The following is a 13,027-nucleotide window of genomic DNA, read 5'->3' as shown; positions in this document are numbered from 1 at the left end:
GGAGGCGCCTGGGGGCGCGCGGGACAGGGCCGAACGAGACCCCGCGGCGCGTCGCACCATGGCCGCTGGCGCGTCGGATATCAACGCACGGGCGGTCGATCCGGCGCCGCGCCCTTGTCATCGCCCGCCGGCGGCGACACTAAGCACGGCGACCCGCGCCCCGCCGGCGCCCGCCCCCTCAGCACCGGAGGCCCTTGTGCCACGCTCCCGCCCTCTGCGCATCCTCATCGACGGCATGAATCTCGCGCTGGAGCAGGGCACCGGCGTCGCGACCTATTCGCGCAACCTCAGCGTCTGCGTGAAGATGCTCGGCCACCATCTGGTGGCGCTCTACGGCAAGCAGGCGCCCGAGCGGGGCGACGCGGTGCTGCGCGAGGCGATGTTCGCCGACGCGCCGCCGGCGAAGTTCGACATCGTGCGGGAGACGCGGGCGCTGGCGCGGGTCGTGCGCACGGCGCGCCCCGCCCTCGTGCCCGACACCGGCCTCGTCATCCGCGACAGCCACCAGCAGCGGCCCGACTGCGACGCGGTGCTGAACTGGCGCGACCTGTTCCGCACCGCCCAGCACCGCTTCAGCCTGACCGGAGGGTTCCTGGAGGTCGTCTCGCCGGAGCCGGTGGACATCGCCCACTGGACCTACCCGATCCCGATCCGCCTGCGCGGGGCGAGGAACATCTACACCTTCCACGACCTCGTGCCGCTGAAGCTGCCCTACGCCACGCTCGACCGGAAGGAGCGCTACTACCGCCTGCTCAGGAAGATCGTCCGCGACGCCGACCATGTCGTGACCGTCTCGGAATGCAGCCGCGACGACATCCTCAGCATGCTGCCGGCCGCGCCGGAGAAGGTCACCAACACCTACCAGAGCGTGACGATCCCCGGGAAACTGCTGTCCAAGAGCCGCGAGGACGTCGACATCGAGCTCGCCCACGCCTTCCACGCGCCGCTCGGCGAGGCCGCCAACAAGGCCCCCGGCAACGTGGACACGCTGACCCGCGAGGGCTTCTACCTCTATGTCGGCGCGATCGAGCCCAAGAAGAACCTGCGCCGCGTCATCGAGGCCTATCTCGCCTCCGGCGTGCCCGAGCCGCTGGTGGTGGTGGGCCGGCAGGCCTGGCAGTTCAAGGACGTGGTCAACATGATGGCGCGCTCGCCGCGGATCATCTACCTCGACTACCTGCCCTTCTCCCAGATGATCACGCTGATGCGGTCGGCGCGGGCGCTGGTCTTCGCCTCGCTCTACGAGGGGTTCGGCCTGCCGGTGCTGGAGGCGTTCCTGTGCGGCACGCCGGTCGTGACCGCCTCGATCAGCTCGACCGCCGAGATCGCCGGGGACGCCGCGCTGCTGGTGGACCCCACCGACACCGCGGCGATCCGCGACGCGTTCCGCCGGCTCAGCGCGCCCGACAGCGAGCCGCTGCGCCGCGCCCTCGCCGCGAAGGGCCTCGCGCGGGCGGAGGCGTTCAGCGAGGCCCGCGTCGCCGACGCCATCGACGCGTGCTACGCGCGCGTCATGGCCTCCTGAAGCGGCCCCGCCTTGCGCCTCGACGCCATGCTGAAGACGTTCCGCATCGAGGGCGGCGCCCTGCGCAGCCGCGAGCGCGACCTCGACGCCTTCTTCGCCGACCGTTTCGCGGTCTGGGCGCCGGAGCTCGGCCCGCGCGGGCGGCTGCTGCTGCTCTGCGCCTATCTCCAGCACCTGTTCCTGAACGACAAGCGCGCCTCGGATCAGCTCGTGGTGCACGCCTTCGACGCCGTCGACGGCCTGGCGGGGCCGGCTGACCCGACGGCGTTCCGCGCGGACCTGCGCCCCGGCGTGGCGGTGGCCTTCGTCGGCGCCGGAACCCCGGCGCCCGGCGCGGCGGAGGCGCTTGCGGCGCGCGTCGCCGCAGCGCGGTCGGTCTGCCTCAGCCTGGGGGTCTCGCGCGCCGCGGCGCGGCGCAATCCCACGCTCGGCCCGGCGCTGGCCGCGATGGCCGCGGGCCCGCGCAGGCCGGCCTCCGTGCTGCTCCTCGCCGAGGGCGGCGCCGTTGCGGGATGCGGGCCGCTGCGCGCGCCCATCGCGCTGCGCGCACCGATCGGCGACGCCACGACGCTGAGCGGATATTTCGCCTATGATTGACGAGGCGGCGGGAGCGGAGCCCTTCGGCGCGGGCGCGCTGCTGCGCGGCCGTTTCGCCCTGCCGCGCCGGCGCGGGGGGCCGCCGGCGCGCGCCGAGCTTTCCGCCTCGTGGCGCTTCGAGGGCGGGACGCACATGCGCTTCGCCGAACTTGCGCCGGGAGACGACGCCCCGTCGCGGCCCTTTCCGCGGCCGACCCCGGCGCAGGACGTCGCGCTGTTCCGGCTGGAGGGCGCGACGGTGGGCCGGCGCGGGGCCGTCTTCCTGGGCGAGGACGCCTTCCTGCTGCGGACCGCCGCGCGATTCTGGCCCGAGATCGCCGCCGACCCGGCGCGGCGGCGCTATGTGCTGACGCCCCATGGCGTGGCCGTCGGCCCCGAGGGCGCGCGGCTGATCGGTCCGCCGGAGACGGTCGAACGGGTCGAGACGCCGCTGTTCCTGCTCTCGACCTACGCCGAGGACGCCTACACCCACTTCATCATCGACGTGCTGTCGCGGCTGCATGTCTGGTGGCGCATGCCCGAACCCCGGCCGAGGCTGCTGGTCTCGCGCGAGGTCCACGCCCGCCGCCGCGCCGTGTTCGAGGCGCTGGGGATCGGGCCGGAGCAGCTGTTCCTCAAGCCCGAGGCGGGCTGGATCGCGGCCGATGCGCTCTGGGCGTCGGACTATCCGCCTTCCGCGGCGGCGCCGGTCATCGCGGATTTCCGCGAGCGGCTGTTTCCCGACGGCCCCCCGCCGCAGACCGGCGAGCGGATCTATCTCACCCGCCACGACGCGTTCTTCTGGGACCGCGCGGTGCTGAACGAGCGCGCGCTGATCGCGATGCTGACCGCGCGGGGCTTTCGCTGCGTCAACCTCGGCGATCTCGACTTCCGCGCCCAGCTCGACCGTCTCGCGGGCGCCGGGATCATCGCCGGCCAGTTCGGCGGCGCGCTGTTCAACCTGCTGTTCGGCGTCGGCGGGCGGCGCGTGCTGATGCTCGCGTCGGAGAACTACACCCGCCACCACCTCGACGAAGCCGACGGCGCGCTCGGCAACCGGGTCGTGCGGCTGCGCTGCCGGTCGTTCCTGGCCCGGTCGGACCCCAACAACAGCGCGATGCTGGTCGATCTCGACGCCGCCGCCGCGGCGCTCGACGCGCTGGAGGCCGGCTGACCGGGCTCAGATCCCGCGGAACCGGCTCTCCTTGGCCAGCCGGTCGAGCGCCGTGAGCTCCGCCAGCAGCGGGCCCATCCACTCCAGCGGCAGCATGTTGGGCCCGTCCGAGGGCGCATGGTCGGGGTCGTCATGGGCCTCGATGAAGAGCCCCGCCACGCCCACCGCCGCCGCCGCCCGCGCCAGCACCGGCGCGAACTCGCGCTGGCCGCCGGAGGATGCGCCGAGCCCGCCGGGCTGCTGCACCGAATGCGTCGCGTCGAACACCACCGGCCAGCCGGTCCGCGCCATGGCCGGCAGCGCGCGGAAGTCGCTGACCAGCGTGTTGTAGCCGAAGGACGCGCCGCGCTCGCACAGCAGCACCTTCTCGCAGCCGCCCGACACCAGCTTGTCGGCGACGTTGGCCATGTCCCACGGCGCCAGGAACTGGCCCTTCTTGACGTTGATCGCGCGCCCCGTGGCGGCGGCGGCGAGCAGCAGGTCGGTCTGGCGGCACAGGAACGCCGGGATCTGCAGGATGTCGACCACCTCGGCGACGGCGGCGACCTGGGTCTCGGCGTGGATGTCGGTCAGCACCGGCGCGCCGATGGCGTCGCGCACGTCGGCGAGGATGCGCAGGCCGGCCTCCAGCCCGACGCCCCGCGCGCCGTGCGCCGATGAGCGGTTGGCCTTGTCGTAGCTGGCCTTGAAGACGAGCGGCACGCCCGCGGCGTCGGCGGTCGCGCGCAGCGCCCCGGCGATCTTCAGCGCATGGTCGCGGCTCTCGATCTGGCAGGGGCCGGCGATCAGCGCGAAAGGCGCGTCGGAGGCGAAGACGACGGGCCCCGAGGGGCCGTCGACCGTCACGCGCCTGAACTCGGTCATCTGAAGTCTCCTCCCCCGCCGCGCCGCCGGCGCGCGCCTCACATCACGCCCGAGCGCGCAGGCGCTCAGACAGAACCCCAAGCGCGCAGGCGCTCAGACAGAACCCCGAGCGCGCAGGCGCTCACACCACGCTCACGCGCGCAGGCGCTCAGACCACGCCCGAGCGCAGGAACTGCAGCAGCGTCACCACGCCCACGGGCCGGCCGTCCTCCACGACGAACATCGCCGAGATGCGCCGCGCCTCCATCGCCGCCACCGCCGAGACGGCGAGCATGTCGGGCGCCGCGATCACCGGATCGCGGGTCATGACGTCGCCCGCGCTGTTCTCGGTCAGCGCCTGGCGCATCGGCGTCTCGGCGTGGCGCTCCACGAAGCGGCGGATGTCGCCATCGGTGATGACGCCGACGAGCCGCCCGCCCGCGTCGAGCACGCCGGCGATGCCGCAGCCCTTCGAGGTGATCGCGCCGATGGCGCGCTCCACCGTCGCGTCGGGCGCGATCAGCGGCATGTGCTCGCCGCGCAGCATCAGCGCCGAGACCGTCTTGAGCTGCTCGCCGAGCTTGCCGCCGGGGTGCAGGTCGCGGAAATCGGTCGCGCTGAAGCCGCGCCGGCGCAGCAGCGCCACCGCCAGCGCGTCGCCGAGCGCGAGCTGCATCAGCGTCGAGGTCGTCGGCGCGAGGTTGTGCGGGCAGGCCTCGCGCGCGGCCGGCAGCACGAGCGCCACGTCCGCCGCCCGCGCCAGCATGCTGCCGGCGCCGCCGGTGACGGCGATCAGCGGCACGGCGAAGCGCCGCGAATAGGCGACGAGGTCGGTCAGCTCGCGCGTCTCGCCCGACCAGGACAGCGCGAGAATGGCGTCCTCGCGGCGGATCATGCCGAGGTCGCCGTGGCTGGCCTCGGTGGGATGCACGAAATAGGCCGGCGCGCCGGTGGAGGCGAAGGTCGCCGCGAGCTTGGCGCCGACATGGCCGCTCTTGCCGACGCCGGAGACGATCAGCCGGCCCTCCAGCCCCATGATCAGCCGGACCGCGGCGGCGAAGGCCTCGCTCAGGGGCGGCGCGGCGAGCGCCGCGCGCAGCCGCGCCACGCCCTCCACAGCGGCGTCGAGCGCGTCGAGGCCGAACGCGCCGACATCGGCCTCGGGCGCGGCGTCGAGGCTCGCCTCCGCGGCGGCCTTCTCGACGGCCCTTTCGGCGGCCCTTTCGGCGGCGGTCTCAGGGATGCTCGGGGATGCGGCGTCTGACGTCATCGGGTTCTCCGCTGCGCGGCCCGCTGCATAGCCCGCCGCGCCATGCTTGGAAAGAAGCCGCCGCCCGCCGCGCACCCGGCGTCTGGCGCGCAGCCCTTTCCCCGCGGGGAAAGGCGCCCCTCCCGGTCCGGGCCTCGGCCCGTTGAAGCCCGCCCATGGGAAATTGCAGCCGCGCTCCGGAAAGCGCGTGACCATGGCGCGCATCGCTACAGCGCGGCGAGATCGACGACGAGAGGCGCGCTCGCCGCGTCACGCGCAGCCGCCGCGACGAAGCGACGATCCGCCGTCACCACCGGCGCGCCGGCGTCCATCGCCAGCGCCAGGTAGAGGCAGTCGCATGCGGGATGGTCCAGCAACTGCGCCAGCCGCAGCGCTTCCGGCGCCAGGTGACGATCGGCGACGCGCCGGCGCAGGGGCAGCCTCGCAAGCAGCGCGAGCGCATCGGCGGCGTCGGCCTCGGCGATGCGCCCGACCCGCGCCATGCGCCACAGCGCATTGGCGATCTCGACATGGATGAGTTCCGGCGCCAGCAGCGCGGGGCCGTCCAGCAATGCGGCCGCGGCGTCTGATCCTGCTTCGCCGACCAGCCATTTCAGCGCCACGCTCGCGTCGATGACGCAGGCGCCGAAGCGCGGCGGGAGGCCGCGTCAAAGGGGCGGCGCCGACCCGGCGGCGCCCAGCCGGGCCTCCAGCTCCGCGAGCCAGACCGCGGGGCCGGCGTCGCTCGGCGCGCGCCAGTCGCCGCGCGGGCTGAGCGCGCCGCCGGAACTCAGCTTCGGCCCGTTGGGCATGGCCGAGCGCTTGTACTGGCTCGTCCCGAAGAAGCGGCTCAGGAACACCCGCAGCCAGCGCGCGATCTCCTCGAGGTCGTAGGCGCGGCGCTGGTCTTCGGGCAGGCCCGGCGGCCAGGCCCCCGCCTGCGCGTCGCGCCAGGCGTGCCAGGCGAGAAAGGCCACGCGCGAGGGCCGCATCCCGTAGCGGGTGACGTGGTAGAGGTTGAAGTCCTGCAGCGCGTAGGGGCCGACGAAATCCTCGGTGCGCTGGCCCGGCCCCTCCCCCTCGCCCGGCACCAGCTCGGGCGAGATCTCCGTGGCCAGCACGTCGCGCAGCGCCGCGGAGACCTCCGCCCCGAAGCCCGCGCGCGCGGCCTCCCAGCGGATCAGGTGCTGGATCAGCGTCTTGGGGATCGAGGCGTTCGGGTTGTAGTGGCTCATGTGGTCGCCGACGCCGTATGTGCACCAGCCGAGCGCCGCCTCCGACAGGTCGCCGGTGCCCACCACCAGCGCGCCCTCGTGGCCGGCGGCGCGGAACAGGAAGCTGGTGCGCGCGCCGGCCTGCACGTTCTCGTAGGCGAGGTCGTACTGCGCCGCGCCGTCGGCCGCGGGGTGGCCGATGTCGCGCAGCATCTGAACGCAGGAAGGCGTCATGTCGACCTCGCGCGCCGTCACCCCCAGCGCCCGCATCAGCGCCCAGGCGGTCGCCTTCGTCTTCGCCGAGGTGGCGAAGGCCGGCAGGGTGTAGGCGAGAATGTCGCTGCGCGGCCGCCCCAGCCGCTCCATCGCCTGCGCCGCAACCAGCAGCGCCTGGGTGCTGTCGAGCCCGCCCGAGACGCCGATCACGACGCGCTTCACGCCCGACGCCTCGAGCCGCTGGCGCAACCCGTCGGTCTGGATCGCGTAGGCCTCGGCGCAGAGCGCGTCGAGCCGCTCCGAGGAGGCCGGCACGAAGGGAAAGCGCGCCACCGCCCGGCGCAACCCGACGTCGCGCACCCGCACGGGGTCGAGCGAGAAGCGCACGCGGCGCCAGCGCGCGGGGTCGGTCGCGCCCGGCGTCTCGCGCGCGCAGGCGGCGAAGCTGGTCGCGCGCAGCCGCTCCGCCTGCAGGCGCTCGATATCGACGTCCGCGGTGATCATCTGCGGCGCGCGGGCGAAGCGCGGCGTCTCGGCCAGCATCTCGCCGAGGTCGTAGATCATCGCCTGCCCGTCCCAGGCGAGATCGGTGGTGCTCTCGCCCTCCCCCGCCGCGGAGTAGAGATAGGCGCAGATCTGGCGCGCCGAGCTGACCTCGCAGAGCGCGTGGCGGAACTCGGACTTGCCGACCGTGGCGTTGGAGGCCGAGAGGTTCGCCACCACCGTCGCGCCCGCCATGCAGGCCAGCGCCGAGGGCGGGACCGGAACCCAGACGTCCTCGCAGATCTCCAGGGCGACGGCGAGGCCGGGGACGTCCTCCGCCTCGAAGATGAGGTCCGCGCCGAAGGGCGCGGTCTGGCCGGCCACAGTGATCTCGGTCGCGGCGGCGGCGGCGGCGGGCGCGAACCAGCGCGCCTCGTAGAACTCGCGGTAGTTCGGCAGGTAGCTCTTGGGCACGACGCCGAGGACGCGGCCCCGGTGCAGCGCCACGGCGCAGTTGTGCAGCCGGCCCTGAAGCCGCAGCGGCGCGCCGACCAGCAGCATCAGGCCCAAGGCCGCCGTCCGCGCCGCGAGCGCGGCGAGCGCCGCCTCCACCGCATTCAGCAGCGCGTCCTGGTGCAGCAGGTCGTCGATGGCGTAGCCCGAGAGCCCCAGCTCCGGCGTCAGCAGCACCGCGACATGGTCGGCCGCCGCCGTCTCCGCCAGCGCGGCGATGGCCTCGGCGTTCGCCGCCGGGTCGGCCAGCGTCACCTTCGGCGCGGCGACGGCGCAGCGGACGAAGCCCTGATCATGGGCGTTGAAGAAGCCGGGCGGCGGCGCAAGCGTCATGGAGCGGTCCCACAGGCGGCGGCGCATCCTCCGGCGCACAGGCGCCACGATAGCCCGAGGCGCCGGGGCTGACGATGGGGCAAGGCTCGGCGCGCGCTTTCCCCGCGGGGAACGGACAGGCCGCCGGGGGAACTTGCGCGCAGGATTGAGTGTGTATAAAGAATGTGTATGTCACGTGATCGCACCAGCGTCGCCGTCAAGCGCAGAACCAACGTCACCCTCGACGCGGCGCTGCTCGACGCGGCGCGGGCGCTCGATCTCAACGTCTCCGCCATCGCCGAGACGGCGCTCGATCAGGCCGTGCGCGCCGCGCGGGCCGAGGCGTGGCGCGCCGAAAACACCGACGCCATGGCGCGGCGCACGGCGTGGATCGAGGCCAACGGCCTGCCGCTGGCGGCGTGGCAGTCGTGGAAGCCCTGACCGGGTGGCGCAGTTCCACGTCCACCGCCTGCCGGACGGCGCCCTCGTGCTGGACCTCCAGTCGGACCTGATCGCAACCGGGTCGCGGGTCGTCGCGCCGCTCATGCCGGTCAGTGAGGCGCTGCCGGCGATCTCCCGCCTCGAACCGGTCTTCGAGATCGAGGGCGCCCGCTGCGCGCTGCACACCGCCGAGATGGCGGCCGTTCCTGCGCGGCTTCTAGCCGGCGCGCCGGTCGCCGACCTGAGCGCGCAGGATCACGCGATCCGCGGCGCGCTCGACATGGTCTTCAGCGGCTTCTGAAGCGCCTTTCCCCGCGGGGAACGGTTTTGCTTGGTGGTTCGGGCCTGCGGGCGTAAACTGCCCGCGAGCAGCGAAGGACGCCCGCAAGAGGCGCCTCAACCGGACAGGCACATGATCGACCATGAAGACCTCGCCCGCCTGACGGCGGGATCGCGGCGCATCCAGGGCTGGATCCGCGCCCAGACCTTCTCGCCCGAGGCCGAGAAGACCCTGCGCCGCTTCTCCAGCTGGGAGGTCGCGGAGCTGATCCTGAAGATCAACCCCTCCACCTTCCGCAACCGCCTCGCCGAGAACCCCGCCCTGCCCCAGGGCGTGACCGAGCCCGACGGCCGCCAGCGCTGGTTCAGCCTCGACGAGATCAACGCGCTGCGCGCCCGGCTGAAGCCCGGCCGCGGCCGCGCGGGCCTCATGCCCGCCCGCACCGGAGGCCGCGCCGTGCGCGCGGCGATCGCCAACTTCAAGGGCGGGGCCGGCAAGTCCACCGTGGCGCTGCATTTCGCCCACGCCGCCGCCCTTGAGGGCTGGCGCGTGCTGGCGGTGGATTTCGACCCGCAGGCCACGCTCTCCCACGCCATGGGCGCGGTCGACGTCGCCGAGGAGGACACGGTCTGGGGCGTCATGGCGCGCGATCTCATCCGCGAGACCGAGGCGATGAACGCCGGCCCCGTCGGCGCGGAGAGCGGCGCGCGGACCGAGCGGCGCGCCCTGCCCGCCTCGGTGACCGGGCTCGGCCTGGAGGCGCGCGCGCCGGCCAGCTTCATCCGCGCCACGGCATGGCCGACGGTCGACCTCGTCGCCTCCTGCGCCAACGCCGCCTTCGTGGAGTTCGCCAGCGCCCAGTACCGCCACCTCAACCCCGACTGGACCTTCTTCGCCGCGGTCTCGCGCTGGCTCGACGCGCTGCCGCCCGACGCCTACGACCTGATCATCTTCGACTGCCCGCCGGCCATCGGCTACCAGTCGATGAACGCGGTCTTCGCCGCCGACCTGCTGTGGATCCCCTCCGGCCCCGGCTACTGGGAGTACGACAGCACCACCTCGTTTCTCGGCCAGCTCTCGGACGCGCTGGCCGACCTCGAGCACGGCTTCGGCGGGCATTTCCCCGCGGGGAAACGGTTCTGCGACCTGCGCTTCCTGCTGACGCGCTACGAGCCGGGCAACCCGCTGCACCAGGCGATGGACGGCGCGTTCCGAAAAGCCTTCGGCGAGCGGGTGGCGCAGCGCCAGATCGAGATGACGCGGGCCGTCGAGCAGTCGGGCCGCTTCCTGTGCTCGGTCTACGAGATCGACTACCGCGACATGACCCGAGAGACCTGGCGCCGCGCGCGAGAAAGTTTTGACGCGGCTTACGGCGAGTTCGCCGAGGCCGTCGCGGCGGCGCGGACGGAGATCGCAGCCGAGAACGGCGACCGGGCCGCTGGCGGGGAGGCCGCGGCGTGAGCCGGCGGCGCGCCTTCGACGTCGAGGCCCCGGCGGCGGAGCCCGACGCCGCGACGCCGCCGCCCGCCCGGCGCGGACCCATGGCCGCCGCCGTGCGCGAGACCGCGGCCTCGCTCTCCGACCGCGCCGCCCGAGAGGCTGCGATCCGCGCCGAGAACGACGCGCTGGCCGCGGCGCATGTCGCAGCCAAGCGCGCCGGGCTGCTGCTGGAGGCGGTCGACCCGGACGCCATCGACGAGGGCTGGCTGATCCGCGACCGGGCGCCGGTGCGCGACGAGGACATCGAGGCGCTGAAGGCCTCGATCCGCGAGATCGGGCTGTCGAACCCGATCCGGCTGGCGCGGATCGGGGACGGGCAGGGCGCGGCGCCGGGCCCGCGCCGCTTCGCGCTGGTGCAGGGCTGGCGCCGCCTCGCGGCCTGGCGCGAGCTGCGCGCCGAGGGGCCGGGCTTCGAGCGCATCCCCGCCGCGATCGGCCCCGCGGACAGGGAGGACGCCGCGGCTCTCGCGAGCGCCTACCGCCGCATGGTCGACGAGAACCTGATGCGGCGCGACGTCTCCTTCGCCGAGATGGCGCGGCTCGCCCGCGCCTACGCCGACGCGCATCTGGGCGGCGACGCCGACGCGGCGGTGGCCGAGCTGTTCCGCTCCGCCGCGCCGCAGAAGCGCAGCTACATCCGCAACTTCGTCGAGGTGATGGACGCGGTCGGCGACGCGCTGGCCCATCCCGCCGCGCTGCCCCGCGCCGTGGGCGTCGCGCTGCGCAACCGCATGCGCGAGGCGCCGGAGACCGCCGAGGCCGTGCGCATCGCGCTCGCCGCCCAGCCCGACCGCAGCGAGACGCTTGAGGTCGCGCTGCTGCGCGCCGTCGCCGACCCGGCGCTGCCGCTGCCCACCGCCGAGCGGCCCGACCCGCTCAGCGCGCTCCTGCGCGGCGCCCTCCTGGCCGGCGCCCAGACGGAGGCGGGCCGCGACGACGCGCTGTCGGCGCTCGACGCCGCGGCGGCGGGCGGCGGGGCGCTCCGAAGCGCCCCGCGCAGCGCGGCCGGGCCGACCGTGCGGGCGCGGGCCGAGCGCATGGGGGTGGAGGCCGCGGCGCGGGGCGACCGCGTCACGATCCGCTTCGCCGGCGCGCGGAGCTGGAGCGAGCCGGAGCTGCGCGTCGCGCTGGCGGCGTTCCTGCGGGAGCTGGACGGGTAGGGCGCGCCGACCCGGACTGGTCCGGACCTCGCCCGGATCTCGCCCTGACCTCACGGCGCGGCCCTGCGCAGCGCAGGCTCGGGGCTGTCGCCGCAGGGGGTCGCCGCGAGCGCCCGGATCGAGCGGTCGAGATGCAACTCGCCCCGATCCGCCCGCGCCAGAAGTTCGCGCAGATAGGCCGCCGGGCGGCGGATCGGCGCGAGACCGGCCCCGCCGACCCCCGCCCCAGCGCCGCCATCCTCCGGCCCGGCCCGCGCGGCGCCGCGCGCAAGGATGATCGTCGCCAGCACCGCGCCGCCGCGCCCCAGCCGCCCGCAGGCCTCGCCCCAGAGCGTCTGGTCGATCCCCAGCATCGGCGCGACCGTGCGGGCGGCGTCGATCAGCACCGGCCAGTTGGGCGGACCGCCCCGCGCCGCGGCGGTCTCCCGCGCCAGGGCCCCGATCTCGGGCCCGGCTGCGGCCAGCGCCAGCGCCAGCGGGATCGCCCCCACGCCGTTGTCGGGGTGCGCCGTCCGAGCGCGCTCGTCCTTTCCGCCTCCCACAACAGGCGCATCGATCGTCCCTTCGCGCCCCGCGGCCGTCTTTGCCTTTTTCAAGGCGATACCAGAGCCGCTTGCGGCATTTTTTTTGGATGTATCAGTTTCAGGAGAGCCGTCGATTGCCGGCCGGGCGGAAGTTTCATGCAGCTTGGACCATGCCGGGGCGTCGTCCTCGGGGCAGGCGCCGCCAAGCGCCTCCAGCACCCGCGCCGCGAGATCGGCGAGGTCGTCGCGCAGGCCCCGCAGCGCATCCGCCGGCATCGCGGCGGGCAGGCGGGCCGGGGCGGCGTCGAGCGCGGCGCGCAAGGCGGTCGCCTCGATCCCCGCGGCGTCGGCCGCGTCGAGATCGGCCTTCAGCCGCCGGCGCAGCGCCGAGACCGCCATGCGCAGGCGGCGACCCTCGGCGATGTCGGCGCGGGCGGCGGCGGCCAGCGCGATCACCTCCCCGGCGCGGGCGCCGAAGGGCGCCAGGCTCGGCCCGTAGGCGTAGACCAGACGGCCGGTCTTTCGGTCGCGGCGGCCCTTGCGGGCGTGGTTGCCGCTGTCGCGGAACGCCAGCAGGCCGCGCTCGACGAGCGCGCGCTCGATGTTGCGCACCTGGCGCTCGCTGCGGCCGAGATGCTCGGCGATCTCCGTCAGCGGGCGGCAGATCACCGGCTCGCTGTCCTCCGCCCAGTCCTGATCGTAGGTGAGGTCGACGTAGTGCTCCATCAGCCGCAGCATCGGGCTGGACAGGCTCAGCGCGCGGGCGGCGGCCCTGAGGGCTGCGACGAGGCGCCAGCGGGTGACGCCCTCGGGCAGACCGGCCCAGGCCTCGGCCAGCGCATCGGCGCGGCGGCCGGCGGGGGTGGAGCGGCGCTGGCCGGGGTTCGGCCGGGCCGCGGGCGAGGGAAGGTCGTCCCGCCCGGAAGGGGCGGGGGCGCGGCGCGGGGGATGCGCCGCCTCGGTCTCGATGAGCATGGCCTCTGTGGTCTCCGGTGTTGGCCGGAGTCCGGGCGTCTC

12 protein-coding genes are annotated in these 13,027 nt (G+C 74.5%); 7 read left to right on the top strand and 5 right to left on the bottom strand.

Going from position 1 to position 13,027, the window contains the following annotated elements:
- Window positions 1–196 precede the first annotated feature (196 nt).
- The 3 genes from BLW43_RS13655 to BLW43_RS13645 are packed head-to-tail and all read left to right on the top strand — an operon-like array spanning window position 197 to window position 3,275.
- The gene (locus BLW43_RS13655; protein ID WP_175478908.1) at window positions 197–1,525 is read left to right on the top strand and encodes a glycosyltransferase family 4 protein; all 1,329 of its coding nucleotides are present in this window, start codon (window positions 197–199) and stop codon (window positions 1,523–1,525) included.
- Window positions 1,526–1,537: 12 nt separating this feature from the next.
- Window positions 1,538–2,122 carry a hypothetical protein gene (locus BLW43_RS13650; RefSeq protein ID WP_093254266.1) on the top strand — a complete coding sequence of 195 codons (585 nt, stop codon included), beginning with the start codon at window positions 1,538–1,540 and terminating at the stop codon, window positions 2,120–2,122.
- Window positions 2,115–3,275 carry a glycosyltransferase family 61 protein gene (locus tag BLW43_RS13645; protein ID WP_093254264.1) on the top strand — a complete coding sequence of 387 codons (1,161 nt, stop codon included), beginning with the start codon at window positions 2,115–2,117 and terminating at the stop codon, window positions 3,273–3,275. The genes BLW43_RS13650 and BLW43_RS13645 overlap by 8 nt, the downstream gene beginning before the upstream one ends.
- Window positions 3,276–3,281: 6 nt before the next feature.
- On the opposite strand, the gene kdsA is transcribed toward BLW43_RS13645, so the two are convergent.
- The 4 genes from kdsA to BLW43_RS13625 form a co-directional block, all read right to left on the bottom strand.
- Window positions 3,282–4,139 carry a 3-deoxy-8-phosphooctulonate synthase gene (gene kdsA / locus BLW43_RS13640; RefSeq protein ID WP_093254262.1) on the bottom strand — a complete coding sequence of 286 codons (858 nt, stop codon included), beginning with the start codon at window positions 4,137–4,139 and terminating at the stop codon, window positions 3,282–3,284.
- Between the two features lie 148 nt (window positions 4,140–4,287).
- Window positions 4,288–5,388, bottom strand: coding sequence for a KpsF/GutQ family sugar-phosphate isomerase (locus tag BLW43_RS13635; protein WP_093254261.1), 1,101 nt, complete (start codon window positions 5,386–5,388; stop codon window positions 4,288–4,290).
- 206 nt (window positions 5,389–5,594) lie between these two features.
- Window positions 5,595–6,002 carry a type II toxin-antitoxin system VapC family toxin gene (locus BLW43_RS13630; protein ID WP_093254259.1) on the bottom strand — a complete coding sequence of 136 codons (408 nt, stop codon included), beginning with the start codon at window positions 6,000–6,002 and terminating at the stop codon, window positions 5,595–5,597.
- 33 nt (window positions 6,003–6,035) lie between these two features.
- Window positions 6,036–8,126: an NAD(+) synthase gene (locus tag BLW43_RS13625; protein ID WP_093254324.1), complete on the bottom strand. Its 2,091-nt coding sequence runs from the start codon at window positions 8,124–8,126 to the stop codon at window positions 6,036–6,038.
- Between the two features lie 168 nt (window positions 8,127–8,294).
- Here BLW43_RS13625 and BLW43_RS13620 point away from each other — a divergent pair, with 168 nt between their 5' ends.
- From BLW43_RS13620 to BLW43_RS13605, 4 genes are all read left to right on the top strand, one after another.
- Window positions 8,295–8,546, top strand: a complete 252-nt coding sequence (locus BLW43_RS13620) for a type II toxin-antitoxin system CcdA family antitoxin (protein ID WP_093254257.1) — start codon at window positions 8,295–8,297, stop codon at window positions 8,544–8,546.
- 4 nt (window positions 8,547–8,550) lie between these two features.
- The gene (locus tag BLW43_RS13615; protein WP_093254256.1) at window positions 8,551–8,847 is read left to right on the top strand and encodes a CcdB family protein; all 297 of its coding nucleotides are present in this window, start codon (window positions 8,551–8,553) and stop codon (window positions 8,845–8,847) included.
- A gap of 111 nt (window positions 8,848–8,958) precedes the next feature.
- The gene (locus BLW43_RS13610; RefSeq protein ID WP_093254255.1) at window positions 8,959–10,287 is read left to right on the top strand and encodes an AAA family ATPase; all 1,329 of its coding nucleotides are present in this window, start codon (window positions 8,959–8,961) and stop codon (window positions 10,285–10,287) included.
- Window positions 10,284–11,486 carry a ParB/RepB/Spo0J family partition protein gene (locus tag BLW43_RS13605; protein WP_093254253.1) on the top strand — a complete coding sequence of 401 codons (1,203 nt, stop codon included), beginning with the start codon at window positions 10,284–10,286 and terminating at the stop codon, window positions 11,484–11,486. The genes BLW43_RS13610 and BLW43_RS13605 overlap by 4 nt, the downstream gene beginning before the upstream one ends.
- Before the next feature lie 50 nt (window positions 11,487–11,536).
- On the opposite strand, the gene repC is transcribed toward BLW43_RS13605, so the two are convergent.
- Window positions 11,537–12,985: a plasmid replication protein RepC gene (gene repC, locus BLW43_RS13600; protein WP_093254252.1), complete on the bottom strand. Its 1,449-nt coding sequence runs from the start codon at window positions 12,983–12,985 to the stop codon at window positions 11,537–11,539.
- Window positions 12,986–13,027: the final 42 nt, after the last annotated feature.

This window comes from Rubrimonas cliftonensis (assembly GCF_900107585.1).
Taxonomy (GTDB): Bacteria; Pseudomonadota; Alphaproteobacteria; order Rhodobacterales; family Rhodobacteraceae; genus Rubrimonas; species Rubrimonas cliftonensis.
This window is presented reverse-complemented; position numbering and strand designations above follow the sequence as displayed.